The organism is Pedobacter frigiditerrae (assembly GCF_004331645.1).
Lineage (GTDB): Bacteria > Bacteroidota > Bacteroidia > Sphingobacteriales > Sphingobacteriaceae > Pedobacter > Pedobacter frigiditerrae.
Window position 1 is genome coordinate 532,403 of sequence record NZ_SJSK01000004.1, and the last position, 26,625, is coordinate 559,027.

At 33.6% G+C, this 26,625-nt stretch carries 25 protein-coding genes; 11 read left to right on the plus strand and 14 right to left on the minus strand.

Features of this window, described 5'->3' with window-relative positions; all coding sequences use genetic code 11:
• Window position 1: 1 nt before the first annotated feature.
• A complete protein-coding gene (locus tag EZ428_RS17475) occupies window positions 2-193 on the minus strand; it encodes a cold-shock protein (RefSeq protein WP_131554474.1) in 192 nt (63 codons plus the stop codon).
• A gap of 256 nt (window positions 194-449) precedes the next feature.
• Here EZ428_RS17475 and lat point away from each other — a divergent pair, with 256 nt between their 5' ends.
• Window positions 450-1,781 carry an L-lysine 6-transaminase gene (gene lat / locus EZ428_RS17480; protein ID WP_131554475.1) on the plus strand — a complete coding sequence of 444 codons (1,332 nt, stop codon included), beginning with the start codon at window positions 450-452 and terminating at the stop codon, window positions 1,779-1,781.
• 102 nt (window positions 1,782-1,883) lie between these two features.
• Entirely contained in the window at window positions 1,884-2,288 is a 405-nt protein-coding gene (locus tag EZ428_RS17485) for a hypothetical protein (protein WP_131554476.1), read from the plus strand.
• A 23-nt stretch (window positions 2,289-2,311) separates the two neighbouring features.
• On the opposite strand, the gene EZ428_RS17490 is transcribed toward EZ428_RS17485, so the two are convergent.
• From EZ428_RS17490 to EZ428_RS17510, 5 genes are all read right to left on the minus strand, one after another.
• Window positions 2,312-4,189 carry a redoxin family protein gene (locus tag EZ428_RS17490; protein ID WP_131554477.1) on the minus strand — a complete coding sequence of 626 codons (1,878 nt, stop codon included), beginning with the start codon at window positions 4,187-4,189 and terminating at the stop codon, window positions 2,312-2,314.
• Window positions 4,190-4,202: 13 nt separating this feature from the next.
• Window positions 4,203-5,564 carry an acyl-CoA dehydrogenase family protein gene (locus tag EZ428_RS17495; protein ID WP_131554478.1) on the minus strand — a complete coding sequence of 454 codons (1,362 nt, stop codon included), beginning with the start codon at window positions 5,562-5,564 and terminating at the stop codon, window positions 4,203-4,205.
• Between the two features lie 71 nt (window positions 5,565-5,635).
• On the minus strand, window positions 5,636-6,352 hold the full coding sequence (bshB1, locus tag EZ428_RS17500; protein ID WP_131554479.1) for a bacillithiol biosynthesis deacetylase BshB1: 717 nt from the start codon (window positions 6,350-6,352) through the stop codon (window positions 5,636-5,638).
• A gap of 4 nt (window positions 6,353-6,356) precedes the next feature.
• On the minus strand, window positions 6,357-6,860 hold the full coding sequence (locus EZ428_RS17505; protein WP_131554480.1) for a glutathione peroxidase: 504 nt from the start codon (window positions 6,858-6,860) through the stop codon (window positions 6,357-6,359).
• A gap of 2 nt (window positions 6,861-6,862) precedes the next feature.
• The gene (locus EZ428_RS17510) at window positions 6,863-7,483 is read right to left on the minus strand and encodes a DUF4294 domain-containing protein (protein ID WP_131554481.1); all 621 of its coding nucleotides are present in this window, start codon (window positions 7,481-7,483) and stop codon (window positions 6,863-6,865) included.
• Between the two features lie 109 nt (window positions 7,484-7,592).
• Between EZ428_RS17510 and EZ428_RS17515 the strand changes: the two genes are divergently transcribed.
• The 4 genes from EZ428_RS17515 (at window position 7,593) to EZ428_RS17530 (ending at window position 13,995) form a co-directional block, all read left to right on the plus strand.
• The gene (locus tag EZ428_RS17515) at window positions 7,593-9,806 is read left to right on the plus strand and encodes a RelA/SpoT family protein (RefSeq protein ID WP_131554482.1); all 2,214 of its coding nucleotides are present in this window, start codon (window positions 7,593-7,595) and stop codon (window positions 9,804-9,806) included.
• Between the two features lie 165 nt (window positions 9,807-9,971).
• Entirely contained in the window at window positions 9,972-10,463 is a 492-nt protein-coding gene (locus EZ428_RS17520; protein WP_131554483.1) for a Fur family transcriptional regulator, read from the plus strand.
• Between the two features lie 35 nt (window positions 10,464-10,498).
• Window positions 10,499-11,776 (plus strand): adenylosuccinate synthase, encoded by a 1,278-nt coding sequence (locus EZ428_RS17525; RefSeq protein WP_131554484.1) that lies wholly within the window; start codon window positions 10,499-10,501, stop codon window positions 11,774-11,776.
• 113 nt (window positions 11,777-11,889) lie between these two features.
• The gene (locus tag EZ428_RS17530; protein ID WP_131554485.1) at window positions 11,890-13,995 is read left to right on the plus strand and encodes an ATP-binding protein; all 2,106 of its coding nucleotides are present in this window, start codon (window positions 11,890-11,892) and stop codon (window positions 13,993-13,995) included.
• A 3-nt stretch (window positions 13,996-13,998) separates the two neighbouring features.
• On the opposite strand, the gene EZ428_RS17535 is transcribed toward EZ428_RS17530, so the two are convergent.
• Window positions 13,999-14,601 carry a hypothetical protein gene (locus EZ428_RS17535; RefSeq protein WP_131554486.1) on the minus strand — a complete coding sequence of 201 codons (603 nt, stop codon included), beginning with the start codon at window positions 14,599-14,601 and terminating at the stop codon, window positions 13,999-14,001.
• Between the two features lie 84 nt (window positions 14,602-14,685).
• Here EZ428_RS17535 and EZ428_RS17540 point away from each other — a divergent pair, with 84 nt between their 5' ends.
• Complete coding sequence (locus tag EZ428_RS17540; RefSeq protein WP_131554487.1) at window positions 14,686-15,942, plus strand: anthranilate synthase component I family protein; 1,257 nt, start codon at window positions 14,686-14,688, stop codon at window positions 15,940-15,942.
• 94 nt (window positions 15,943-16,036) lie between these two features.
• Here EZ428_RS17540 and EZ428_RS17545 read toward each other — a convergent pair whose 3' ends face one another.
• The 4 genes from EZ428_RS17545 to EZ428_RS17560 all read right to left on the minus strand — a co-directional run bounded on the left by EZ428_RS17545 (window position 16,037) and on the right by EZ428_RS17560 (window position 19,022).
• Window positions 16,037-16,858, minus strand: coding sequence for a M48 family metallopeptidase (locus EZ428_RS17545; RefSeq protein ID WP_131554488.1), 822 nt, complete (start codon window positions 16,856-16,858; stop codon window positions 16,037-16,039).
• Window positions 16,859-17,029: 171 nt separating this feature from the next.
• Window positions 17,030-17,677, minus strand: a complete 648-nt coding sequence (gene plsY, locus EZ428_RS17550) for a glycerol-3-phosphate 1-O-acyltransferase PlsY (RefSeq protein ID WP_131554489.1) — start codon at window positions 17,675-17,677, stop codon at window positions 17,030-17,032.
• A gap of 53 nt (window positions 17,678-17,730) precedes the next feature.
• Entirely contained in the window at window positions 17,731-18,573 is an 843-nt protein-coding gene (gene nadC / locus EZ428_RS17555; protein WP_131554490.1) for a carboxylating nicotinate-nucleotide diphosphorylase, read from the minus strand.
• A 44-nt stretch (window positions 18,574-18,617) separates the two neighbouring features.
• Window positions 18,618-19,022: a DUF4783 domain-containing protein gene (locus EZ428_RS17560; protein ID WP_131554491.1), complete on the minus strand. Its 405-nt coding sequence runs from the start codon at window positions 19,020-19,022 to the stop codon at window positions 18,618-18,620.
• 163 nt (window positions 19,023-19,185) lie between these two features.
• Between EZ428_RS17560 and gpmI the strand changes: the two genes are divergently transcribed.
• Together gpmI and EZ428_RS17570 are read left to right on the plus strand one after the other, a co-directional pair.
• The gene (gpmI, locus tag EZ428_RS17565) at window positions 19,186-20,706 is read left to right on the plus strand and encodes a 2,3-bisphosphoglycerate-independent phosphoglycerate mutase (protein ID WP_131554492.1); all 1,521 of its coding nucleotides are present in this window, start codon (window positions 19,186-19,188) and stop codon (window positions 20,704-20,706) included.
• Complete coding sequence (locus EZ428_RS17570) at window positions 20,706-21,233, plus strand: hypothetical protein (protein WP_131554493.1); 528 nt, start codon at window positions 20,706-20,708, stop codon at window positions 21,231-21,233. Before gpmI ends, EZ428_RS17570 begins: the two co-directional genes overlap by 1 nt.
• A 53-nt stretch (window positions 21,234-21,286) precedes the next feature.
• Here EZ428_RS17570 and EZ428_RS17575 read toward each other — a convergent pair whose 3' ends face one another.
• The gene (locus tag EZ428_RS17575) at window positions 21,287-21,913 is read right to left on the minus strand and encodes a tetratricopeptide repeat protein (RefSeq protein ID WP_131554494.1); all 627 of its coding nucleotides are present in this window, start codon (window positions 21,911-21,913) and stop codon (window positions 21,287-21,289) included.
• A 281-nt stretch (window positions 21,914-22,194) separates the two neighbouring features.
• On the opposite strand from EZ428_RS17575, the gene lon reads away from it, so the two are divergent.
• Both lon and EZ428_RS17585 read left to right on the plus strand, forming a co-directional pair.
• Window positions 22,195-24,666, plus strand: a complete 2,472-nt coding sequence (gene lon, locus EZ428_RS17580) for an endopeptidase La (protein WP_131554495.1) — start codon at window positions 22,195-22,197, stop codon at window positions 24,664-24,666.
• 1 nt (window position 24,667) lies between these two features.
• Window positions 24,668-25,618, plus strand: coding sequence for a lipid A deacylase LpxR family protein (locus EZ428_RS17585; protein ID WP_131554496.1), 951 nt, complete (start codon window positions 24,668-24,670; stop codon window positions 25,616-25,618).
• Here EZ428_RS17585 and arfB read toward each other — a convergent pair.
• Together arfB and EZ428_RS17595 are read right to left on the minus strand one after the other, a co-directional pair.
• Entirely contained in the window at window positions 25,615-26,025 is a 411-nt protein-coding gene (gene arfB, locus EZ428_RS17590) for an alternative ribosome rescue aminoacyl-tRNA hydrolase ArfB (protein WP_131554497.1), read from the minus strand. The genes EZ428_RS17585 and arfB overlap by 4 nt on opposite strands.
• A gap of 52 nt (window positions 26,026-26,077) precedes the next feature.
• Window positions 26,078-26,602, minus strand: a complete 525-nt coding sequence (locus EZ428_RS17595; RefSeq protein ID WP_131554498.1) for a ferritin — start codon at window positions 26,600-26,602, stop codon at window positions 26,078-26,080.
• Window positions 26,603-26,625 lie beyond the last annotated feature (23 nt).

Below are 26,625 nucleotides of genomic sequence, written 5' to 3' on the forward strand. Positions count from 1 at the left end.
TCTATGATGGCTTAACATTTATTGCTCTCATTTTATGGTTTTCTGTAGTTACCTCAAAAGCAACCTCATCTAAAATCTCAACTTCATGTGGGCAGTCTGCCTTGGTAAAACCATACTCTATATTGGTACTATTGTCTTTAATATTACCAATTCCCTTAATCGAATTAAAACTAATCACTACTCCGTATCTCATAACACTGCTTTTAAATGTTCAGTAAGGTAGTCATTAATAAATTGGTAAATTTTTAAATCTCCAGTCCTCAACAAGCAGTTTTTTTGAAAAATAACCGTATTAGTTTTCCACATTTCTTAAGTTCTATTCAACTTTTCTGCAAAAACTAACTTTAGTTCATTTAAACCTAGTTTTTAGACTCAAAGTTCAAATAGTGCTTAAATTTGATAATTTGGCACATTTAGCTACTTTTGAAGCAGACCAAAATGTATAGCTTATGTATAAACTTAGTGTAGCTCCCGATCAAGTAAACCAAACTTTACAACAACATATTTTAGCAGATGGTTTCGACCTCACCTACGATATGGAGAAAAGCAATGGTGCCTATATTTATGACTCGAAATATAACCGCAGCTTATTAGACTTCTTTACTTGTTTTGCTTCTGTTCCATTGGGATACAATCACCCAAAGATGGTAAATGATGAAGCCTTTAAACATAACTTGCTTTTAGCGGCAATGGCCAATCCTTCAAATTCTGATGTTTATACCCAACAATATGCAGAGTTTGTTAAAACATTTGGTAAAATTGGAATTCCCTCCTATTTACCTCATGCCTTTTTTATTGCCGGTGGTGCTTTAGCCGTAGAAAATGCAATAAAAGTAGCAATGGATTGGAAGGTTCAAAAGAACTTTGCAAAAGGTTATAAGGAAGAAAAAGGTTTCAAGGTACTTCACTTTGAAAGAGCTTTTCACGGCCGTACTGGCTATACATTAAGCCTAACCAATACCTTACCAGACAAAACTAAATGGTTTGCGAAATTTGATTGGCCAAGGGTTTCTATTCCTCAAGTTAAATTTCCATTAACAGGTAATAATTTGGTAACTGCAGAAGAAACTGAAACTTTATCCATAGCTCAAGTTAAACAAGCATTTGCTGAAAACAAGGATGAAATTTGTGCTATCATCATAGAGCCAATCCAATCTGAAGGTGGAGATAACCATTTACGTGAAGAATTTCTAATTCAACTTCGCCAACTGGCTGATGAAAATGAAGCTTTTTTAATTTATGATGAAGTTCAAACTGGGGTTGGATTAACTGGAAAATTTTGGTGCCATCAGCATTTCAGCGAACAAGCTCGCCCAGACATAGTTGCCTTTGGTAAAAAAATGCAAATCTGCGGAATTCTAGTTGGCAAAAAAGTAGAAGAAATAGAAACCAATGTATTTAGTGTTCCCTCACGTATTAACTCTACTTGGGGTGGTAATTTAGTAGATATGGTTCGTTCAACTCAAATTCTTAATATTTTAGAAGAAGATAAATTGTGTGATAATGCAACAGGAGTTGGTAATTATTTACAAAATCAATTAACTCAATTAGCCCAAAAATATGATAAGATGAGTAATGTTCGTGGTCGTGGTTTACTTTGCGCTTTCGATTTCCCTACCAAAAATATGCGTAATTCATTTGTACAAAAAGGAATGGAGAACAACGTCATGTTTTTAGGTTGCGGCAATCAAACTATACGTTTCAGACCTGCATTATGTATAGAAAAAAAGCACATTGATTTAGGAATGGAAGTGATGGAAAAGATTTTGCCAAGTTTATAAATTACTATTACAAAATTAAACCACATAGGCACATAGTGAAAGAAAAGGCAGTTATAAAACCGATTTCTATGTTTCTATGTGGTTAAAACATTAAGTAAAACAATGCGCATTAAAAAACAAAATATATTCATCATCATTATTGTGTTAGTTATCATTGGATGGATGCTTAAAGATATGCTTACACAAACTGGCATTGAAGACTTGAAAGGTGGTTTTAAGGAGTTTGCAACTTATAGGAATGAAAATAACACAGGTCCAATTCAAAGAATTTATGTGGTAACAGTTAAGGACACTCTTAATGCACAACTAATTGAGTACGGAAATCTAATGCCACACAGTAAATATGGAAATACAAAAGTCTACTTCTTTTTAGAAGGCGCAAGTACACCTACTACTCTTTCGCCAGGAGAAATCAATTTTGATGCAAAATACAATTCATCCTGCCTTGCTCTTTATGAAAAAGGCGCAATGGGCAATTTTGGATTACTTAAAAATCCATTCAAATAAATCTTCTTAGTTGGTGGCACCAATTATTGAGCTAACAAATCCTTAATTTCAAGTGCTAACTTTGCTTCCATAATCGGGCCTTCAAAGCCAACTGTTTTATATTGAATTTTACCAGCTCTATCAATTATAAAAGTAGAAGGAATTGTATTTACATTAAAAGCTTCCGCCAATTTGCGATCGTTATAATAAATAGGAAAAGTGAATTTATTGTTATTAACCCAGGTTATGGCGTCTTGTAAACTATTTTTTGAACCAGAATTCATTATCATAAATACAATGTCTTTATTATTGGCATATTGGTTATAAACCTTTTGCATATAAGGAAATCCTTCAATGCAAGGTACACACCAAGTTGCCCAAAAATCTAAAACCACAACTTTATCTTTCAAAACTGCTGGGTCAACCATTTGCCCTTTCATGTCATAAACGTTTATAAAAATTGGGGCAGTAATATTTACCTTACCAGCCTGTAATTTTGGTAAAATAAGCTTTTCCCAATCTTGTTGCATTAGGGCTAATTGTTGTTCAAACCCATCTGCTTTGCCATTGTAGGCAATATAATTTCTTTTAAAAGAAGCTAGCATACTTGAATCTACGGGCATTTGTAGAAGAATTTTTCTATATGCATCAAATGCTAATTTTGGTCGATTAGTTTGTTCATATAAATAAGCAAAATTATGATAAACAGCTATGTTTTTTGATAGCGCAATAGATTGATTTAACTTTTCTTCTGCTAATGCATATTTCTTTTGCCTTACATAGATATTGCCAATTATCGAAAGTATTTCTCCTTTTTGTTCTTGAATTAATGAAGGTTTATTAGCCACATAACCTGGAATGTAGCCATACTCTGGAAAGTATCGGATTACTCCAAAAGGATAATCGTCAATCATCTCTAAGGATTTTTTAGCATACATTAAGGCGGTATCTAATGCTAGGTTATTTTCTGCTAGCGTTGAAGCAATCTCTTTAATTTCCTTTGGTAACCAAGGATTTTGTACAGCAGCAACTACCCTAGCATGCTGCAATGCTTTCTTTTCATTTTTTGCTTTCGCATAATATTCAAATAAATTTTGATGAATTCCAGATAGCGTTGAACTTTCACCATCCGTTGTATAGGCTAACAACTGCTCCAATTTTTTAATCCGCTCAGCTTCATTCTTGGTCTTATAGGCATCTTCATATAGATACTCATAAGCAACCTCAGATTTTGGATATTTCTTTAGCAGCATGGTTTTCAAAGTGTCTATCCTTTTGTTTTCTCCCATTATTAAGTAACCCATCGTTACTTGATTAATGTTACCCATATCAGTTGGGTTTTCTTTGAGTTTTTTATCAATTAAAATTAATGCTTCTTTTAAATATTGCTGAGCATTTTGCTTATCATCTGCCATTTTATTGGCCAAAAGCTTCAGCTTTGCTGCGTAATTATTAGGATAAAGGTTTATTTCTTTCTCTATTAACTGATTAACTTTTATTTTTAGAGAATCAGATTTACCAATTTGAGCACTTAAACTATAAGATTTATATAAATAGGTGTCAAAAACTGGTTTACCTTGTTTATAAAAAATAAGTTCATAATGGTTTTTGGCATCTGGCCGATAAGTGCTGTCTCCTTGTTTAATATAAAATGATGCATATTTTGCATACCTAGGCACAACAAAAGATATTTCCCAATGGTCGCCATTTTGAGTTAGCGACATTGTATTAGCCATCTCAAAAAAATTGCTGTAACTAAATGTTAAAACTGGCTTTAAAGTTAAGTTTTTAGATAAAAAACTGATGACAACCTTTTCTCCAATTTCTGGTTTGGCAGGTTTAATTTGTACCAATTCCTTTTGAGCCGAACTGGTAAGTCCAATAAATAAAAGGCAAATGAAGAAAGCATAACGTAAACTCATACGTTAAAAATAGTTAAACAAATGCAGAAAAACCAGTTATGGCTCTTCCTACAATTAAGGTATTAATTTCTTTTGTGCCTTCATAAGAATAAATTGCTTCGGCATCTGCAACAAATCTAGCCACATCATATTCGAGCAAAATACCGTTTCCGCCCATTACCTCTCTTGCCCTGCTTACGACATCACGAGTTCGCATGGAGCAAAACACCTTAGCTAAAGAAGCATGTTCGTCAGTTAACAATCCTTGATCTTGCAATTGCGATAATCTAAAGCACAAAGTTTGCATAGCAGTTAAATTAGATAACATTTCTACCAAGTGATTTTGTATCAATTGAAATGAGGCTATTGGTCGGCCAAATTGTTTACGAGTTTGCGTGTACTTTAATGCTGCTTCATAAGCTCCTCTAGCACAACCAACTGCTTGCCAAGCAACACCAGCCCTGGTCATTTTTAAGACTTTAGCTGTATCTTTAAATGAATTAGCATTTTGTAACCTGTCTTCCTCGTCAACCTCACAATTGGTAAGTGTAATTAGTCCATTTTGTACAATGCGTAACGCCATCTTGTCTTGCATTTTTTCTACCACAAAACCAGGATTTTCTTTTTTTACCAAAAATCCTTTTACTTCATCATCCGCTAAATCCCTTGCCCAAATTATCGTTACTTCGGCAAAAGGGGCATTACCAATCCACTTTTTCTGGCCATTTATAATCCATTTATTGCCTTGTCTTTTTGCAGTTGTCCCTAAACCACCTGCCGCTCCAGAACCAACTTCAGGCTCGGTTAACCCAAAAGCGCCAATAATTTTAAACTGTTGCATAGCTGGCAACCATTGTTGTTTTTGCTCTTCAGAGCCCAGCAAATAAATAGAACCCATTGCCAAGCCACTCTGCACTCCAAAAAAAGTAGAAACTGAAGTATCTATCCTCGCCATTTCCATAGCTAAAATTCCTTCCATTAAATTTGATTTCCCAGGGCAACCATAACCCTGATAGGTTAAACCACAGATATTTAATTCAGCTAGCTTTGGTATAATCTCAAAAGGGAATTCCGCTTTGTTCCAATAACGATTAACTAATGGTTTCACATCTTTTTCAAGTACAGCCCTAACCTTAAGTTGTAATTCCCTGTCTGCATCTTTTAAGGCTTCATCTCCAAGATGATAAAAATCTCCTTCTATTGGTGGCAATTCCTTTTTCTTGGTGTTGCCGCCCATCATTTTCATCATAGCAGAAAGTTGTTTTTCATCTAATGATGAAATCGTTTCAACCATTTTTGGCAAGTCTACTTTTTTAGATAAAGCATCAAGCTGATTAAAATCTATATGTTTAAAAAGTTGATAGGCATTTTTGAGAGAGGAGAATATATTTGGCATAATTATTCGTTTTTAGAGTAACAAATAACTATCTACTTTGTTGTAAAGCAATAAGACAATAACGTATGGGCTTAAAGTAAATTGAAAAGGTTATCTACTCCCAATAATTTCCTCGAGGTAAAACCTTCACCATATTTAGCACCTATATTCTTTCCAAATTCCCTAGCCCTGGCAATTACTGAGTCAAAAAATTCTGGAGTAGAGATATAGGTTTGAGGCTCGCTGTTATCGCTACTGGCAAATTGGGTTTTAAAGGCTTTTATAGATTCTATTTTCTTGTCCATAAAATCAGTAACATCAATTATAACATCTGGTTTGATGTACCTATCTTGAATATATTGTAAAACTAACCTTGGTCTCCACGCTTCTTGATTTTCTCCATCAACATTAGTTTCTATTCTTCTTAAACCCGATAAAAATATGGCATCGTTTGATAAATCACCTGCTCTACCATGATCTGGATGGCGATCATGCAAAGCATTGGTTAAAATAATATCTGGCTGGTATTTGCGTACCTTCTTTACTATTTCTAATTGGTGTTCCTCATCATTTTTGAAAAATCCATCTTTAAACCTTAGGTTCTCACGAGCGTGTAAACCTAAGATTTTAGCAGAGTCTGCTGCTTCTAAATCACGCGTTTCAGCCGTTCCACGAGTACCCAATTCGCCACGAGTAAAATCTACAATTCCTACTTTTTTTCCTAAAGCAATATGTTTTAAAATTGTTCCAGAACAACCCAATTCAGCATCATCAGGATGTACGGCCAATACAAGTATATCTAATTTCATTATTTTATTTTTCATCCAGCAGGCGCTGAATTTTCTTTTTTATTTTTGAAGAACTTGGTTTTGTAAATGGATAAAAATAATCGACTACCTCTCCATTTTTATCAATGATATATTTATGAAAATTCCATCGTGGTGATGAGCTTACATGTCCATTCAATTTTTTATCACTTAAAAATTTAAACAAAGGATGAGCTAATTCTCCTCTAACCATTATCTTTTCGAACATTGGAAATTGAACTCCAAAATTTACTTCGCAAAATTCGTTAATAGCTGCACCGTCTAAGGGTTCTTGCCCACCAAAATCATTTGATGGGAAACCCAAAACTTCAAATCCTTTATCTGCATATTCATCTCTTAATTCTTGAAGTTCTTTAAGTTGTGGCGTAAATCCACATCCAGTGGCCGTATTCACTATCATTACAACTTTTCCATTAAAATCAGACAAGTTCTTTTCCTTTCCACTTAGCAACTTGGCTTTAAATGGATATATCGTTTGGTTAGAATTCATATTTATTGTTGGTAGTAACCAGAATTGACAATGATAGATTCGATATCCTTGTCTTCTGTGGCACTATAGGTAGTTTTTAAGTTATGACCCACAACTCTTGCCACCAATTGATAAGAGAACGCTGCAAAACCTCCTTTTGTTTGCTTCACAATGTCATAAGTTGTTCTGCCTACTTCTCTATCAATTAACTTGGTTAATATCTGACCTTGGGTGATGGTCAGTTCTTTGATTTCGGTATTGAACATTTTTTTGATTTCATTATCACATTCTTTTACCAATTTCTTTTGTGTCTTTTTATCGTTAACCAAAGCTAAATCACGCTCTAGTTTTTCATACCTTCTTTTAGCGTATAAAGCATAAGGCATTACTTTTAACACATTATACCTTAATCTGTTAAAAGCAGCTTGATCTGCAGCGGAGCGCCAAATACGCAGCCCCATGATTTTAACCTCTTGCAAAGCAATCCAAGGAATCATATAACCGCCATCATTGGTAGCTGCAACTCGAATAGTGTCATTTTTACCAAGCACAGGCCAAATAACATGCTCTGTTGTTTCTTGAGCTTTTACGCCCATAGCAGCAAGAATGACAAATAACAGAATAAAGAGACGAGAATATTTCATAAATTTATGCCTGTACAAAGTTATAGCTATTTTTATATATTCGTTTTATCTACAATCGAATATAATCTTTTATAGTTAAAAATACTAAAAATTTACCTAGAAAACACAAATGAAGAACACTTTAGTAATTGATATAGAGGCAGAAAAGCAAGAAATCTTAAAAAGGTATCGAGCACTTTTACGTGCTTCTAAATCTACATTACAAAAAGGAGATAAAAAGGAAATTAGAAAAGCATTTGAAATGGCATTAGAAAGCCATCAAGATATGCGTAGAAAATCTGGCGAACCCTACATTTATCATCCTATTGCCGTTGCACAAATCGCCGCCGAAGAAATTGGTTTAGGAACCACATCTATTGTATGTGCCTTATTGCATGATGTAGTAGAAGACACAGATATCACACTTGAGGATATTGAGCGTGAATTTGGCAAAAAGACAGCAAAGATTATTGATGGATTAACAAAGATATCTGGCGTTTTCGATTATAACAGCTCTTTACAAGCAGAAAATTTCAGAAAAATGTTGCTTACACTGGCAGATGATGTTCGTGTAATCTTAATCAAACTTGCTGATCGCTTGCATAACATGCGTACCATGGATTTTATGCCTCGGCATAAGCAATTAAAAATAGCATCAGAAACAATTTATTTATATGCTCCTCTTGCACACAGATTAGGTTTATACGCCATCAAATCTGAGCTAGAAGATTTATCGATGAAGTACCTAGAGCCAGATACTTATAAATTTATCGCTACGCAATTAAATGAGAAAAAAGCAGAACGAAATTCATTTATTAAGGCATTTGTTGAGCCAGTAAATGAAATATTAGCAGAGCAAGGTCTAATTGCAAATATATTTGGCCGCCCAAAGTCAATCCATTCGATATGGAATAAAATGAAAAAGAAGAATATTCCCTTTGATGAAGTTTATGATCTTTTTGCAATTAGGGTTATTTTAGATAGTGCTCCTGAACACGAAAAAGCAGACTGTTGGAAAGCTTATTCAATAGTTACAGATTTATATCGGCCAAATCCAGATCGTTTACGAGATTGGGTCTCATCACCAAAAGGAAATGGATACGAATCGCTTCACACAACAGTAATGGGTCCAAAAGGACAGTGGGTTGAAGTTCAAATTCGTACGCAAAGGATGAATGAGATTGCTGAAAAAGGTTTTGCAGCACATTGGAAATACAAAGAGTCTAGTAATGATAACGGTTTGGACCAGTGGATTCAAAAAGTAAGGGAAATGCTCAGCAATCCAGAAGCGAATGCGTTAGATTTTTTGGATGATTTTAAGATGAATCTTTTCTCTGATGAGATTTTCATTTTTACCCCCAAAGGCGCATTGTTACAATTGCCTCTAGGCGCAACCGCATTAGATTTTGCTTTTGAAATCCATACCGATGTTGGTGCAAAATGTATTGGTGCCAAGGTAAATCATAAACTAGTTCCTCTTTCTCATAAACTTCAAAATGGCGACCAGGTAGAAATTATCACATCTGGCAAGCAAGTTCCAAAAGAAGATTGGTTAAATATTGTTGTAACCGCAAAGGCGAAGTCTAAAATAAAATCGTCATTAAAAGAAGAAAAACGAAAAGTAGCAGAAAATGGCAAGGAAACTTTAGAGCGTAAACTAAAATCCTTAAAAATAACTTACAATACCGATAATTTAAATAAGCTTACTTATTATTTCAAACTTCAATCAAATCAAGATCTTTTTATCGCTGTAGCGAATGGAAAAATTGAATTGAAGGATTTAAAGGAATATTTATCGAGTGAAAAGGAAATAGAAAATCGTGGTAATGATTTTAAACCCGACAATAAGAATGTTGAAGCCTTACTAAATAAAGTTAAAGGGCCCGGTTCAGATACCTTGTTAATTGGTGAGGATTTACAAAAGATAGACTACACATTGGCAGCTTGTTGTAATCCAATACCTGGTGACGATGTTTTTGGTTTCGTAACGGTAAGCGAGGGCATTAAAATTCATCGTACAAATTGCCCCAATGCAGCTCAGCTGATGGCAAATTATGGCTATAGAATTGTAAAAGCAAAATGGAATGGCCAGCAAGAATTAACTTTCTTAACAGGTTTGCATATTGTTGGTATTGATGATGTTGGATTGATAAACAACATTACAAAGGTAATCTCAAACGATTTTAAAGTAAATATGCGTTCTATTACGGTTGATACCAACGATGGAATTTTCGATGGCTCAATTATGATTTTTGTTAATGATAAAGACCATTTAGATAACCTGATTAAGAATTTATTAGAGGTAAAGGGAGTAACTGGGGTTACAAGATTTGATGCCAAGTAACAGTTAACAGTTTTCAATTTACATAATAACTCCCGATAGTTATCGGGATTAGCAATTAAATAATAAGAAGTAATCAACAATCTTTACATTGTGTTAATTATTAATCTGTGATATCACTTTAATCTGTGTAATCATTTATATACCTTTGGAGAGGAGTTTAAAACTATGTCTGAACAGAATACTAGTGAGTTGGTTAGAAAAATATTTGAAGCCTATCTCGAAAATAAAAACTTAAGAAAAACCCCTGAGCGTTTTGCCATTCTGGAAGAGATTTATTCTAGAAATGACCATTTTGATGTGGAAACTCTTTATATCCACATGAAAAATCAAAAATATCGCGTAAGCAGGGCTACGGTTTACAATACTTTAGAATTATTGGTTTCATGCGATTTGGTTACTAAACATCAGTTTGGTAAAAATATGGCGCAATTCGAGAAATCGTATGGTTACCACCAACATGATCATGTTATTTGTATTGATTGCGGTAAAGTTGTAGAGTTTTGCGACCCTCGTATCCATCAAATTCAAAGTATGGTTGGTGATTTATTAAAATTCGATATTAAACACCACTCCTTAAATATGTATGGCGTGTGTTTTGATTGTAGTGCAGCTGCTACAATTAAATCTGCCGCTTCACAAAAGCTAAATGCAAACTAATTATCTAATATAAATTTCTATTCTAATTTAAAATAATGACGCAAGTAGACGTACTACTAGGCCTACAATGGGGCGACGAAGGTAAAGGAAAAATTGTTGATGTATTAAGTCCACAATATGATATGATAGCACGTTTCCAAGGTGGTCCAAATGCTGGTCACACTTTAGAGTTCGATGGCAAAAAATTCGTACTCAACACCATTCCTTCTGGAATTTTTAATGAAAATATCATGAACCTTATTGGCAATGGTGTTGTAATTGATCCTATTATTTTAAAAAGAGAGCTAGACAACTTAAAAAAAGCTGGACATGATCCAGTAGCAACTGGTAAATTGGTAATTGCTCGAAAAGCACACTTAATTTTACCTACCCACCAACTATTAGATGCTGCAAATGAGCAAAAAATGGGCGCTGGCAAAATCGGTTCTACTTTAAAAGGTATTGGTCCAACTTATATGGACAAAACTGGTCGTAATGGTTTACGCGTTGGCGATACTACTTTACCAGATTTTAAAGCTCGTTACAACAAATTAGTAGAAAAGCATAAAGAAATTCTTTCTCATTACGAGTTCGAATATGATTTAACTGAAAAAGAAGCTGCATTTTTTGAAGCTATAGAGTTTATAAAAAACATTCCTCACGTAGATAGCGAACACTTTGTAAATGGCTATTTAAAAGCTGGCAAAAAAGTTTTAGCAGAAGGTGCTCAAGGAACTTTGTTAGATGTTGACTTTGGTTCTTACCCATTCGTAACTTCATCTAACACTACAACCGCAGGCGCTTGTACAGGCCTAGGTATTGCTCCTAATAAAGTGGGTGATGTTTTCGGGATTTTCAAAGCTTATTGTACTCGTGTTGGCGGTGGACCATTCCCTACCGAACTTGACAATGAGGTTGGTGAAAACCTTCGTCAAATTGGCCATGAATTTGGTGCAACTACCGGTAGAGCTCGTCGTTGCGGATGGATTGATTTGCCCGCATTGAAATACGCTATCATGTTAAATGGCGTAACAGAGTTGATCATGATGAAAGCAGATGTATTAGATAGTTTTGATACGATATATGTTTGTACACATTATGAACACAATGGCGAAACGATTGATTATATGCCTTATGATATCATTTCTATTCAACCTAAACCAGTTTTAAAAGCCATTGAGGGATGGAAGACAGATTTAACAGGTATCAGATCAATTGAACAAGTTCCTAGCCAACTGGCTGATTATATTGCTTTCTTAGAAAAAGAATTAGAGGTGCCAATTAAATATCTGTCTGTTGGGCCAGACAGAACCCAGACATTAACTTTAAAATAATAAATATCCCCTTGAATAAACCCAAGGGGATTTATTTTATCTAATGATTTTTTACCCCAATAGGGTTAATCATTCTATCTTTTATATTTATTCCTTAAAGTTGTCATAAGTTAATGCGAATTATCTCGAGCTTAAATACCTATCAACGCTTGTTGCTATTAATTCTAGCCACTAGTGGTTTGTTTTTTATTCTTTTTTGCAGCCTCTATTTTTACACGCTAAAACAAGAGAAACAGGTATATAATGCTGCATCTAAGGAATATGAAAATGAGGTGAATTCAATTTTTACTTTAAATTCTAAAACACACATTGCAGCAATTGTAGATGTAACCTTTTGGGACGAACTGGTTAGTTACCTTAAAACAAAAGACCAAAAGTGGTATAAAGAATATATAGAAAGTCAATTTCCTACTTATGATGCTGATTTTATAGGTGTTTATACTTTAAGTAATCGATTAATTTCAAAAACCACATCGGATCATTTAAATACTATAGGTCAAATCCCTCAAGAAATATTAAACAAGCTCTATAACGACAAACTTGTTAGGTATTACAAAAGAGTTCCTGAAGGAATTTTAGAGGTTTTTGGAGCAACAATACATCCCTCTAACGACTTACATAAAAACAAATTTAAACCTTCTGGTTACTTTTTTATGGCCAGAATTTTAGGTGGTGGTTTCGTTAAAAATCTTGAAAAAATCACAAGTTCAAAAATAAAAATTGTTCAAGATTTTAAAATTAATGCAGAAGGTAAAGATGCGATATACGTTAATTTAAGCCTAAATGATCTACAAAATAAAAAAGTGTCAAACATTGTTTTTGAAAGGCCATTCCATCTAAATTTTATCACATCAAAAAAAATATTAATCACTATACTAGTTGCTACAATAATTAACCTATTGGTTTATCTCTATTACTATAGAAAATGGGTTTACAGACCAATAGATCTTATTACAAACATTCTAGAAACTAAAGATGAAAAAGCCATAAACAATCTAAGGAATATTAGGGGAGAATTTATCCATATTAGTAATCTCTTTGAAGAAAACAACAACCAAAGAAAAGAATTAGAGATTGCAAAACAAAAAGCAGAAGAAGGTGATAAGTTAAAATCTTCTTTCTTGGCTAACCTATCCCATGAAATAAGGACACCCATGAATGCTATCATGGGGTTTAGCGACTTGTTAATAGATCCAAACCTGGACTTAAAAGATAGAAACGAATACCTTAAAATCATTAGAAATAGCGGCAAGAATTTAACTTCTATTATAGAAGACTTATTAGAAATGTCTAAAATTGATTCTAAACAAATAACACCAAATTATAAGGCAATTGACCTAGAAAAATGCATTTCAGAATTATATAATTCTATAAAAATAACAGTATCAGAAGAAAAGAATTTACAATTTTTAATCCAAGAAAGTTCATCAAAACCAAAAACAAAAATTCTTACGGACGAAGTAAAATTAAAGCAAATTCTAACAAACTTAGTTACAAATGCCTTAAAATTTACTACCAATGGATCTGTAAACGTTGGTTATTACGTAAATGAAAAAAAAGAAATTATCGAATTTTGGGTTAGCGACACTGGCCAAGGAATTGAAAAAGATAACATTCAAATCATTTTTGACCGATTTAGAAGAATTGAAGACAAATTCTCTGTTCAGATTAGCGGATTGGGATTAGGCTTATCCATTACCAAGGCATATGTAGAATTATTGGGTGGTTCTATTAATGTAGAATCCACGGTAGGCATAGGCTCTAAATTTTCATTTACTATCCCTTTAAAGTATGACGAAACTAAACTAAATATGAGTGTAAAAGAAGAACCTCAAAAAAGCGAGACCATTACCAATCAAACTATTCTAATAGCAGAAGATGATGACATCAATTTTATGCTATTACAAAGAATACTTTTATTAAAAAACTATCATATCCTAAGAGCTGTTAACGGAAAAGTAGCCGTTGATATTTGTGAAGCAAACCAAGGTATTGACTTGATTTTTATGGACATTAAAATGCCAATAATGGATGGTTTTGAAGCTTTTAATATAATTAGAACATTTAATCAAACTATTCCAATAATTGCCAATACTGCCTATTCTTCTACAGAAGATAAAGAAAGAATACTTAGCGCAGGGTTTACAAACTATATCTCAAAACCGATTAACAAAGTACAAATATTCGAAATGCTAGATGCCATTTTTGGAAATAAATAGTAATTATTCATCTTCCAACAAAGAAACACAATTTAAACTAAGAGCTTTTAACCTGGTCTCTATTGTTGCAATTGATTGAGTGTCTTTAATGCTTTTATATAGGTTCTCAATTATTATTAATGTTTCCTCGTCTGGGCTACAAGCTTGATATTTTTCTAAATGAGGAATAGCTTTTACAACTAGTTTTTTATAATTGGTATATGCTTTAGCATTTGCTTCTACATTTTTTTCTTTACTAGCCATATTCATCTCTTGCACAAAAACTTTGGTCCTTGCCAAATAAATAAATCCAAGTGCCCTATGTACTACTTCATAGTTAGGCTCTCTTTTAAGCATTTTATCATAATAAACAATTGCACTATCTGGCTTTCCCGTTTCCTCAAACAACCTACCAATATGATACTGGACATTGATAATTTGTCTATTTGTTAGCTTACTGGAGTCTGCTAAAATGGTTAACATTTTGGCAAGATATTTAGGTTTGTCTTCATTTGAATTTCTGTATTCTTTAAATTCTTCATAACCTTTATGCCTTATATTTTGCTGGGCATAAGAATTGAAACATAGAAAAGTAAGAATGAAGATAAATAAATACCATTTTTTCATAAATAATGTGCTTTTAAAATTTACTCAAGATATAAATATAAATTTTAACCCATAACCAACTCTCATTTTTATCTTTGTTTATCAATGAACAAAACTACAATTAGCTTATTCAAGCAAAAAGCAATGCAGTTAGCTTCTATTTACGAGGTTTGCTGTTGCTTAGATTCTAACAATTATACAGATCCTTATTCTCAGTATGATTGTTTAATTGCATTTGGCGTACAAGAAGAAATCAAGATCAATGCAGGAGAAGCATTTTCAGCTCTAAAATCATTCCATGAAAGTAATAAAGATTGGATGTTTGGTTTATTAAGTTATGAGCTTAAAAATGAAACCGAACAACTTACTACGAATCATGAGGATCAATTAGAATTTCCAGATTTATATTTCTTCGTACCTAAATATTTAATCGCTTTGCAAGGTGATGAAATTAAAGTATTAAAAGGTGATGAAGGAATTATCGATGCCATTAACAAAGTTTCGTTGGCTAATTTTTCATCATCAGCTGATGTTAAAATCGAAAGTCGCTTTGATAAAAAAAATTATATCAACACAGTTGAAAAACTACAGGCACATATAAAACGTGGCGATATCTATGAAGTTAATTTTTGCCAAGAGTTTTTCGCTAACAATGCAAAAATTAATCCTTTAGCTATTTATCAAGAACTAAATGAGTTATCTCCAACTCCTTTCGCTGGATTTTTTAAAATATACAATCACTATATTATATCAGCTACTCCAGAAAGATTTCTTTGTAAAAGAGGCAATCAATTAATATCTCAACCCATAAAGGGAACAGCAAAAAGAAGCACAGATTTAATTGAAGATGAACAAATAAAAATAAATTTAAAATCTAGTATTAAGGAGCAAGCAGAAAATGTAATGATTGTTGATTTAGTGCGGAATGATTTAACCAAAAGTGCTGTTCAAGGCACTGTTCAAGTTGATGAATTATTTGGCATTTATACGTTTCCTCAGGTTCATCAAATGATATCAACAATTAGCTGCGAGCTTAATCCCGAAGTTCATTTTGTTGATGCAATCAAAAACACATTTCCAATGGGATCAATGACGGGCGCCCCAAAAATTAAGGCGATGCAATTAATTGATACTTATGAGAGAAATAAAAGAGGCGCTTTTTCAGGCTCTTTTGGTTGTATAAGTCCCGATGGAGATTTCGATTTTAATGTAATTATTCGCAGTATATTATATAATTCAAATCGCCAATACCTTTCATTTCAAGTGGGTGGAGCAATTACTTATGCCGCAAAAGCTGAGGATGAATATGAAGAATGTCTATTAAAAGCTTCTGCAATCCTTAAAGTTTTAGGAGGGGTTTAGGGTTTAGCGGCAATTCTATTTTATATAAATTGTTTAGTAAAACAAAAAAAGTGGAGAGTAAAACCCTCCACTTTTATACCTTATGCCATCATGCCTACTTTTTATAATATTTCATTGCCTCTGGCAAATCTCTTTGGATTTGTGCAATACGGGCGTCATCTGAAGGGTGTGTACTTAAAAACATAGGTGGTTTAGAGCCCCCAGAACTTGCTTGCGCCATTCTTTGCCAAAAACTAATTGCAGTACTAGGATTGTAACCAGCCATTGCCATGAAAGACAAGCCCATTTTATCTGCTTCTAACTCTTGGTTTCGTGAGTTTGGCAATACATAACCAGCTTGAGCACCTATTCCATATAATTGATTTACAACAGCTTGTGTTGTTTCTGATTTATTTCCTACTGCAGCACCAATCACTGCCCCTCCTATTTGAGCTTTCATCATATTAGATGCTCTTTCTACGGAATGTTGCGCAATGGCGTGAGCAATCTCATGTCCCATTACCGTTGCTAATCCAGCCTCATCCTTGGTAATTGGTAATATGCCAGTGTAAACAGCAACTTTTCCACCTGGCATACACCAAGCATTAATTTCTTTACTTTCTATTAAATTAAACTCCCACTTATAGTTTTTTATCTGCTCTCCATAACCATTTTGATTCATGTACTGCGTTACTGCTGCTGCAACTTTAGCACCAACTCTTTTAATCATTTGTGTATTTGCTGAATTTGTTGAAACAACCTTGGTACTTGGATCACTTAAAAATTGAGAGTATCCAATTGCCGCCTGTTGCTCCAAATCGGCAGCACTTACGCCAAAGGTTGTAACTTTACGTCCAGTTAAAGGAACAACAGAAGTGGTACATGAGGAAATTACTACCAAACTTGTAGCAATACCTAGAATCATTAATTTTTTCATCAGTATATTATTTGTTTTTTAATGGTGATGAAGCTATCATGAGCATTTTCATTATGCTTTGTGAGCGTTTGCTCATGATGGTTTCATAATATTTTTTTGAGTGTATTGATTATTTGTTAATCGCATTTTCTAGTTAACAAATAGTATGCCTCAAAGTTTCAAAAACATTTCTTAACTCTGTTTTTTCTTAAACAGGTAAACTTTAGATTCTTTGCCTTTTAGCAATCGCTCGATGTTTTTTTGATGTGTAACTAATATTAAAAGGCAAACGCATATTCCATATAACACTTCAGATTTAATGGATGTTTGCAAAACAAACACTGTAGCAATTGGAAATGTAAAACCAGCACAAATAGAACTTAAAGAAACATATTTTGTTGATAATAAGACTATAACAAATACAAGAACACAAAGTCCTGCGGCCGTAGGGTTAACTGCCAAGATCATCCCAAAAAGCGTGGCTACTCCTTTTCCTCCCCTAAAACCTGCAAATACAGGGAATAAATGCCCCATAACAGCGATTACGCCTAAAGCCAATTCATAATTAACAAATTGAGTTGAGTTTTGAGGTCCTGTAACAGATAGCCCAATAAAAAAAGCAAGTTTTGTTGCTGTATATCCTTTAAAAATATCCAAAAACATCACGATGATACCTGCCTTTTTTCCTAGTACCCTAAAGGTATTTGTTGCACCAGCATTTCCGCTACCATATTCCCTAACATCCACACCATAAAAAGCCTGACCAAACCACACGGCAGAAGGTATCGAACCAAGAAGATAGGCAACAATTAGTGCTGAAATAGAGTAGATCGAAATCATAACCTACAATTATACTAAAAAAAACAGTTTCAAGATGGTCGAATTTATATGAATTAAAATGCTTTTAAACTTAAGTCTAAACTTTTAACAGAATGAGTTAAAGCACCCATAGAAATATAATCTACTCCACAAGCTGCATAATCAGTTACATTTTCTTCTACAATGCCGCCAGATGCTTCAGTAATGAATTTTCCATCAATTAGTGCAACAGCTTCTTTTAAAAGTGGTATTGGAAAATTATCTAGCATGATACGATTAACATTACCTTGAGCTAAAACTTGGTTCAATTCTGTTAAATTTCTAACTTCTATCTCTATAGCTAGTTTCCTATTAGTAGTTTTCAGGTATTCATTTGCAGCAATAATTGCATTGGCTATTCCACTTGCATAATCAACATGATTATCTTTAATCAATATCATGTCATATAATCCAATACGGTGGTTAACTCCACCTCCTATTTTAACTGCCCATTTTTCAAGGTATCTTAAGCCTGGTGTTGTTTTTCTTGTATCTAAAACTTGGGTTTTATAAGGCTTTAAAGCCTGTACAATTCTATTGGTTTTGGTTGCTATACCACTCATTCTTTGCATACAATTCAAAACCAATCGCTCAGCCAATAAAATTGAGTGAGTACTTCCTTCAACTGTTAAAGCAATTTCTCCAAATTTAACAAGGGCACCATCATTAATTAACACATCAACTTTTAAAGATGAATCGATTTGATTAAAGATTTCTATCGCTAGCTCTACACCAGCTAAAATACCATCTTCTTTTACAATGAGTTTAGCTTTGCCTTGTGTGTTTTTTGGTATGGTAGAAAGAGAAGTATGATCTCCATCGCCTACATCTTCGGCAATGGCATTCTTGATAAAGAGATCGACAATTTTTTTATCCAAAGCAGTAAATTTTCTTCAAAAATAAGAATTTACAGCTTAAATAACTATTCCTTGTCTGCTTCAATTCTTAATTCGGTGATTAAGAAAGCATTAGATGGTTTTTTAAGATTCAATGTTACGGTTACCCTAAACTTACCATTTTTAGTATTTAAGGAAAGTATACAATGACGATAATTTGGATTACTACTTAAACGATGAATTATTGTTGATTTATTGGGTGTATTTTTTATAAAAAAATCTCTTAAAATTTGTTCAGACTGTGCTTTACTATATACATCTTCTTGGTCAATTATGATTAACTCTACAGACGATGCAAAATTTTTGGCAATGTCCTTGGAGTTTCCGGATTTAAAATATGCCGATAAATCATCAATAATATCAACCTGTGGCCCATTACTTGAAGGAAAATGGAGTACGATAACAAATAAAGCGAGTAAATGTTTTATCATGTGTGTAAAAAACTAATTATTTCAAGCTAAAATTATGCCACTTATAAATCATAATGTTCAAATACTTTCCTTTAAGGCCTCAATAGCTTATATTTGCAATAATAAGCAAAAGCTTAAATATTTAAAGTTTTGCTTATTTTTATTCCATTTATAACAAAAACTAATGACTACTAAGAAACTTGTATTGTTAATTCTTGATGGCTGGGGCTACGGGAAAAAAGATAAATCTGATGCTGCTTATGTAGCAAATACTCCATTTTTTGATTCAATGCTTCAAAACTATCCCAACTCTAAACTAGAAGCATCAGGAGAAGCTGTTGGTTTACCGGTTGGACAAATGGGCAATTCAGAGGTTGGGCATATGAATTTGGGTGCTGGTCGCGTTGTGTACCAAGAATTAGGAAGAATTAACAAAGCCATTACCGATAGAACTTTACATAATAACGAGATCTTGGTTAATGCATTTAACTATGCGAAACAAAATAATAAGGCAGTACATTTTATAGGCTTAGTATCTGATGGCGGCGTACATGCACATATTAATCACTTAATGGCGTTATGTGATGCCGCAAATGAAAAAGGATTAAAAGAGGTTTTTATTCATGCATTTTTAGACGGAAGAGATACCGACCCAAATTCAGGACTAGGTTTTATATCTACTTTAAATAATCATTTAAAAAACTCAGCAGGAAAAATCGCCACCGTTGTTGGTCGCTATTTTGCAATGGACCGAGACAACCGATGGGAAAGAGTTAAGCTTGCTTACGATGTGATGGTAAATGGTATTGGAGAAAAAGCTAGCAATGCTGAGTCGGCTATTCAAAAATCATACAATGAAGGTGTAACTGATGAGTTTACAAAACCCATAGTGATTACTAATGAGGATGGCACACCTACAGCTACAATTAAACCTGATGATGTTGTGATTTGTTTCAATTATAGAACCGATAGAGGAAGAGAAATTACAACCGCTTTAAGCCAAAAAGATTTCCCAGAACTTGAAATGAAAAAATTGCCCTTGTACTATGTTACAATGACAACATACGATGAAAGTTTTGATAAAGTAAACGTTGTATTTACTAAGGATGATTTATCAAATACCTTAGGTGAAGTCTTAGAAGCAAATCATAAACATCAAATCCGCATAGCGGAAACAGAAAAATATCCTCATGTTACTTTTTTCTTTTCTGGCGGAAGAGAGAAAGAATTTGAAAATGAAAAAAGAATTTTAGTCCCATCTCCAAAGGTGGCCACTTATGATTTACAACCAGAAATGAGCGCTGCCGGAATCACTGAGGCAATTAATAAGGAACTAGAAAGCGGCTGGCCAGACTTTGTTTGCTTAAACTTTGCAAATCCAGATATGGTTGGCCATACTGGAGTTTTTGAGGCCGTTGTAAAAGCTGTAGAAACTGCTGATGCTTGTGCAGAACAAGTTGTAAAAACAGGCATTGCAAATGGGTATTCATTCATCATTTTAGCCGACCATGGAAACTCAGAGTTTATGATTAACGCTGATGGCTCGGTAAATACTGCTCACACCACTAACTTAGTCCCTTGCATATTGATAGACAACGACTACAAGTCTATTGCAGATGGTAAATTAGGAGATGTAGCACCTACAGTATTAAAAATTATGGGAATTGAAATTCCAGCAATCATGACAGGAAATTGCTTGGTATAATGAAGAAACTTGGCATTCCCTTTTTGGTAATCCTTTTAGCTTTTTCTTGTAATTTAAAAGATAAGGATAAAGCCAATGCTAAACCTTACTTTGACTTGGCAGGTTATTTCAAAAAGGAGGCAATACGTTTATCGAAAACAAATCCAATCCTAAATAAAACTGTTTTTATAAACGGAAAGGAAGAGCAAAAAAACATCAACATTAAAAACTGGGATCAGGAATTTAAATCATTTATTGATGCTGATATTAACAAAGCTTCATGGAACGGCTCTTTTAATGCAACTATAGCTGGGGGGCTAACAACTTACACTTCTCATAGTGAGAAAATTCCTGTTAAAAAATTAGAAATCTCATTAGAGAACAATAGGTTAACATCTATTAAAGTTTACATAACAAATGCTAATGACCTCTATACCTCTCAAGATAGCTTGAGTTATTACCCTGATAGCCTTTATCAGATTAAGAAAACTCAACATATTAAATTAATGGAAACCAAACAGTATAGAATTACTGGAAAGTTTAAATAAAAAAAGTCTCATTGAGTTTTCAATGAGACTTTTTTATAAATTCTAAAGCTAGGTTATTTTAAGCTTGTCACTTGTGCTTTTACATAGTCCATCAAATCGATAATATCTTTTCTTGAGGGTTGTAAAGTCAAAACTTTTTTAAAATCGTTGGTTGCGTTATTGAATATGGCTAAACAAGCTGCTTTTTCTGTCGCTTTTTTAATCTTATAAGATTTAAAAATTGCATAATCTTTGTAAGCGATCCCTCTATTTTGCAATATTTGGGTGTCTTCTTCACCATTTATCTCTATGCCCTTTGTAAAATCTTTAATGGCAGAAGTATAAAAACTTTCCCTCATTTGATTTAAAGATTCCTTAGGTGCATTTGCAATGTTCAACCTTGCCTTACCTCTGTAATAATAAGCCGAATAGTCGTTAGGTTTTAATACAATTAGGTTACTGTACGCAGTTATTGCTTTTTCAAAATCGCCACATTGAAAGTATGAATAGCCTAAGGTCTTTAACACATTTGCATAGTTAGGCCCGTTGCTATCTACCTTTTCTAATTGTGCTGCAGCAGTCTTATAATCATATTTCAAAAAAGCTTGCATTCCCATTTTCTCAAAATTACCTTGAGCAAATGTTGTTACAGAAACTAAAAGGGCTAAAAACAATAAAGATGTTTTTTTAAAATAATTCATTAAACGTTCTATTTAATTAAAATTACAAATTCAAATTAGTATTTTGTAATATCGACACTAATATACAACTATCATACCATTTGTAATTAATATGCTTAACGTTAAAAAAAGTTAAATATGATAAGCAAGTAATTTTTCAGGCTGACTTTTTAACAGGAACAATATTAATTTATGTTTTTGGCACAAGAGTTGAAATTACACCATTCAACAATTAATTAATACTTTTATAACGACAATGCTGTCAGTTTGTCGTTTACTATATTTAAATAAAGGCCCACTTAATGAGCAAAGATCAATTTGATTTTAGTCAAGCACTACCAATTATAAATGAAGATACAGAGTTCTTCCCATTAATGTCTCAACAAGACGAAGATGAGATGAACAATGAAGAAACACCAGAAATTCTTGCAATTTTACCACTTAGGAATACCGTTTTATTTCCAGGCGTTGTTATTCCTATCACAGTTGGAAGAGATAAATCCATCAAACTAATTAAAGAAGCTTATAAAGGTGATAGGATTATTGGTGTAGTTTCTCAAAAAGATGTTTCCATTGAAGATCCAACTTTTGATGAATTAAATAGTGTGGGCACAGTAGCGCACATTATCAAAATGTTGCAAATGCCAGATGGAAATACAACGGTTATCATTCAAGGCAAACAGCGTTTCCAACTAGTTGAGGAAGTACAATCAGAACCATATATTAAGGTTATCATTGCTAAATTTACTGAGACTAAGCATAAAACCGATAAGGAATTCAAGAACCTTGTGGCATCTATTAAAGAAATGTCCTCACAGATTATCCAACTTTCGCCAAACATTCCAAGTGAAGCGGGAATTGCATTAAAAAATATTGAGAGCACTTCTTTTTTGATCAATTTCATTTCTTCTAATATGAATGCAGATGTTGCCGATAAGCAGAAAATGCTTGAAATGGGCAACTTACGTAAACGTGCGGAAATGGTAATGGACCTGCTAACAACTGAACTGCAGATGTTAGAGCTAAAAAACCAAATTCAATCTAAGGTTCGTATTGATTTAGACAAGCAACAACGTGATTATTTCTTAAATGCTCAGTTAAAAACCATACAAGAAGAACTAGGAGGTAATTCATCTGATTTAGAATATGAGGCTTTACAAGCCCGTTCAAAAAAGAAAAAATGGGATAAATCTGTTGCTGGTCATTTTGCAAAGGAATTAGAAAAATTAGCGAGAATGAATCCTGCAGCACCAGATTATTCTATACAAATGAATTATCTTGAATTGCTATTAGATTTACCTTGGGGCGATTTTACTAAAGATAATTTCGATTTAAAACGTGCACAAAAAATACTAGATAAGGATCACTTTGGTCTTGAAAAAGTTAAACAACGTATCATTGAATATTTAGCCGTCTTAAAATTAAAAAGAGACATGAAGGCACCAATTCTTTGCCTAGTTGGCCCTCCGGGAGTTGGTAAAACTTCTTTAGGTAAATCTATTGCTAAAGCTATCAATCGCAAATATGTACGTATGGCCTTAGGCGGAATTAGAGATGAAGCTGAGATTCGTGGACATAGAAAAACCTATATCGGCGCAATGCCTGGTCGCATTATTCAATCTATTAAAAAAGCTGGAGCGGCAAATCCTGTTTTTGTATTAGATGAGATTGATAAGGTAGGCTCTGATTTTAGAGGAGATCCTTCATCAGCCTTACTAGAAGTTTTAGACCCAGAACAAAACAATGCATTTAATGATCATTATGTAGAAGCTGACTATGATTTATCAAATGTACTTTTCATAGCTACTGCAAACTCATTAAGCTCAATACAACCTGCACTTTTAGATCGCATGGAGATCATAGAAGTAAATGGATATACAATTGAAGAGAAAATAGAAATTGCCAAAAAATACCTATTGCCAAAACAAAAGGAACAGCATGGCTTACAAAATAAAGACATCACCTTAAAAAGCTCCTTAATTGAGAAAGTAATTGAAGATTATACTCGTGAGAGTGGTGTACGTGGTTTAGAGAAAAAAATCGGTTCACTAGTTAGAGGTATCGCCACAAAAATTGCGATGGAAGAAGCTTATGAATCGACCTTAAACTTGGCAGATGTTGAACGCATTTTAGGTGCTCCGATTTATGATAAAGATGCTTATGAAGGAAATGAGGTTGCTGGTGTTGTAACTGGTTTAGCTTGGACTTCTGTTGGTGGAGATATTTTATTTATTGAAGCAAGCCTAAGCCCAGGAAAAGGAAAACTAACTTTAACTGGTAACCTTGGCGATGTAATGAAGGAATCTGCGATTATCGCTTTAGCTTATTTGAGGGCACACGCAGGTTTATTCGGCATTGATAGCGCTTTGTTTGACCATTTTGACATTCACGTTCACGTTCCTGCCGGAGCTACCCCAAAAGACGGGCCATCTGCTGGTATCACCATGCTAACAGCTTTAACATCTGCTTTTACACAACGTAAAGTGAAATCTAATTTAGCAATGACAGGTGAGATTACCTTACGTGGCAAAGTTTTACCAGTTGGCGGAATTAAGGAGAAGATTTTAGCCGCTAAAAGGGCAAACATCAAACAAATCATCCTTTGTAAATCTAATAGAAAAGATATATTAGAAATTAAGGAAGATTACATTAAGGACCTTCAGTTTCATTACGTAACAGAAATGAAAGAGGTAATTGAATTAGCTTTGATGAAGGATAAAGTTAAAAATCCATTAGATTTAACAATTAAAACAGCTTCAATTCCAAATAAATAAAATGTTAAATAGATTAACACTTTCTATTCTGTTACTTTTTGCAATAAATGTTTGCAGTTTTGCTCAAGAGCAAAAGAATGAGTTTGGTTTTAAAAGTGATAACGATGCCTATCTATTTTATGGTCAGGATCGTTATTACACCAATGGCTTATTCATCTATTTTCGCCACGCTACAGATCAAAAAAAGCTAGGGGAGAAATTGGAGAAATTGACTTACGAAATTTCTGTTGGCCAGAAAATGTATAATCCTATTTCTGGGTATTCGCCAAATCCTGCTAATCAAGATCGCCCATTTGCTGGATATCTTTATGCTGCTGGAAATGTTAATCTATTTTATAAAAAGGAAAGCATTTTAAAGGCAGGTTTAGAAATAGGTACAATTGGGCCAGATGCTTTAGGGAAAGAAGCTCAACAACTTTTACATGATATTGTTGGCTTTTACACTATTGATGGCTGGCAATATCAAATCAAAAATGAATTAGCAATAAACCTTTCTGCCCAATACACTCAATTATTACATCGTACTGCGAAAAAGGATGTAGACTTTTCTTTTGAAGGATATGCAAACGTAGGAACAACTTATAGTGGTGCTGGTGCTGGCATATTACTAAGAGCTGGCAATATTAATCAGTTATTTAATTCTGCGGCTACTAATTCGGTAATTAGCAATAACTCTAAAACAGAAAAGCTAGTTAAAAAAGAGATTTTCTTTTATGCAAAGCCTCAAATAAATTTTGTTGCTTATGATGCTACCATCAAAGGAAGTATGTTTAACGATGATAGTCCGGTAACTTTTGATGCGAAACCATTAGTGTTTGCACAACAATTGGGCTTTAACTACAGTACACCACGTTTTACTTTTGATTATAGCATCTTGTTCAAATCTAAAGAGGTGAAAAGTGTGGCGAAAGCACATCAATACGGAACAATTGCGATGTATTATAGGTTTTAATCTATAGTTGGCTTTGCTCTGTTTTGCTTTTTAGCAGCAATTACAGATTTATTAGCCAATCTTTTTGCAATAACTGCTTTCGGAATTTTTGTGGGCTTACGCTTCTTTTTAACAGTTAAAGATTTCTCCAATAAATCTAAAAACTTAATAATTGATATTTCTTTATTCACAAGTTGACTTCTATCTACTTGAGATACAATATGCAAATTACCTTCGGTATCAATTTTTGTTTTTAATCTTTCAAGCAATAGTGCTTTTTCGTCTTCATTAAACAACAGTGTTTCTTGTACATTAAAAATGAGTTCAACTTTGCTAGAAACTTTATTTACATTTTGCCCACCTTTACCACCACTGCGAGATGTTTTAAAAGTAATTTCCTTAAGTAGTTCTTCTATAGTAGGTATCATAACACAAAGGTAGGAATATCATGCAATCAAAAAACATCCCTTACAAAGGAAGTTATTCCCCTTCTTTAGTTTCGCTAACTTTTGTTCTTAAGCCTACAATATCCTTATCTAATTGATAAACTCCTCCTCTATCGTTGCCTACTAATTCTAATTTTTCGAGCATTGTTTTTGCCATTTTTTCTTCTTCCAATTGCTCATCTAAATACCACTGCAAAAACTTAAATGTTAAATAATCTTTTTCATTTAAGGCCAACTCTACCAAGTCGTTAATTGACTGAGACACTTCCAGTTCGTTTTTCAGAAAATCCCTAAATACATCTATAACTTGCAAATAATTATTTTGAGGCATTGCTAAAGCAGGAATAATGGCGTGTCCATCCCTATCATTAATATAATGAATAAACTTTAGCATGTGATGACGTTCCTCATCACTTTGTCTATAGAAAAATTCGGTATAACCTTCTAACCCAGGTTGCGTTTCTAACCAAGAGGCAACGGCCAAATAAATCTGAGATGATTCTGCCTCTATTTTTACCTGCTCGTTTAAAGCGGTCAACATTCTTTCTGATAATAACATCACGTTTGATTTTAAAATATGAT

Coding starts and splice junctions, on each gene's coding strand:
- EZ428_RS17475 (WP_131554474.1), bottom strand. CDS start 193: ATGAGATACGGAGTAGTGATTAGTTTTAATTCGATTAAGGGAATTGGT.
- lat (WP_131554475.1), top strand. CDS start 450: ATGTATAAACTTAGTGTAGCTCCCGATCAAGTAAACCAAACTTTACAA.
- EZ428_RS17485 (WP_131554476.1), top strand. CDS start 1,884: ATGCGCATTAAAAAACAAAATATATTCATCATCATTATTGTGTTAGTT.
- EZ428_RS17490 (WP_131554477.1), bottom strand. CDS start 4,189: ATGAGTTTACGTTATGCTTTCTTCATTTGCCTTTTATTTATTGGACTT.
- EZ428_RS17495 (WP_131554478.1), bottom strand. CDS start 5,564: ATGCCAAATATATTCTCCTCTCTCAAAAATGCCTATCAACTTTTTAAA.
- bshB1 (WP_131554479.1), bottom strand. CDS start 6,352: ATGAAATTAGATATACTTGTATTGGCCGTACATCCTGATGATGCTGAA.
- EZ428_RS17505 (WP_131554480.1), bottom strand. CDS start 6,860: ATGAATTCTAACCAAACGATATATCCATTTAAAGCCAAGTTGCTAAGT.
- EZ428_RS17510 (WP_131554481.1), bottom strand. CDS start 7,483: ATGAAATATTCTCGTCTCTTTATTCTGTTATTTGTCATTCTTGCTGCT.
- EZ428_RS17515 (WP_131554482.1), top strand. CDS start 7,593: ATGAAGAACACTTTAGTAATTGATATAGAGGCAGAAAAGCAAGAAATC.
- EZ428_RS17520 (WP_131554483.1), top strand. CDS start 9,972: ATGTCTGAACAGAATACTAGTGAGTTGGTTAGAAAAATATTTGAAGCC.
- EZ428_RS17525 (WP_131554484.1), top strand. CDS start 10,499: ATGACGCAAGTAGACGTACTACTAGGCCTACAATGGGGCGACGAAGGT.
- EZ428_RS17530 (WP_131554485.1), top strand. CDS start 11,890: ATGCGAATTATCTCGAGCTTAAATACCTATCAACGCTTGTTGCTATTA.
- EZ428_RS17535 (WP_131554486.1), bottom strand. CDS start 14,601: ATGAAAAAATGGTATTTATTTATCTTCATTCTTACTTTTCTATGTTTC.
- EZ428_RS17540 (WP_131554487.1), top strand. CDS start 14,686: ATGAACAAAACTACAATTAGCTTATTCAAGCAAAAAGCAATGCAGTTA.
- EZ428_RS17545 (WP_131554488.1), bottom strand. CDS start 16,858: ATGAAAAAATTAATGATTCTAGGTATTGCTACAAGTTTGGTAGTAATT.
- plsY (WP_131554489.1), bottom strand. CDS start 17,677: ATGATTTCGATCTACTCTATTTCAGCACTAATTGTTGCCTATCTTCTT.
- EZ428_RS17560 (WP_131554491.1), bottom strand. CDS start 19,022: ATGATAAAACATTTACTCGCTTTATTTGTTATCGTACTCCATTTTCCT.
- gpmI (WP_131554492.1), top strand. CDS start 19,186: ATGACTACTAAGAAACTTGTATTGTTAATTCTTGATGGCTGGGGCTAC.
- EZ428_RS17570 (WP_131554493.1), top strand. CDS start 20,706: ATGAAGAAACTTGGCATTCCCTTTTTGGTAATCCTTTTAGCTTTTTCT.
- EZ428_RS17575 (WP_131554494.1), bottom strand. CDS start 21,913: ATGAATTATTTTAAAAAAACATCTTTATTGTTTTTAGCCCTTTTAGTT.
- lon (WP_131554495.1), top strand. CDS start 22,195: ATGAGCAAAGATCAATTTGATTTTAGTCAAGCACTACCAATTATAAAT.
- EZ428_RS17585 (WP_131554496.1), top strand. CDS start 24,668: ATGTTAAATAGATTAACACTTTCTATTCTGTTACTTTTTGCAATAAAT.
- arfB (WP_131554497.1), bottom strand. CDS start 26,025: ATGATACCTACTATAGAAGAACTACTTAAGGAAATTACTTTTAAAACA.
- EZ428_RS17595 (WP_131554498.1), bottom strand. CDS start 26,602: ATGTTATTATCAGAAAGAATGTTGACCGCTTTAAACGAGCAGGTAAAA.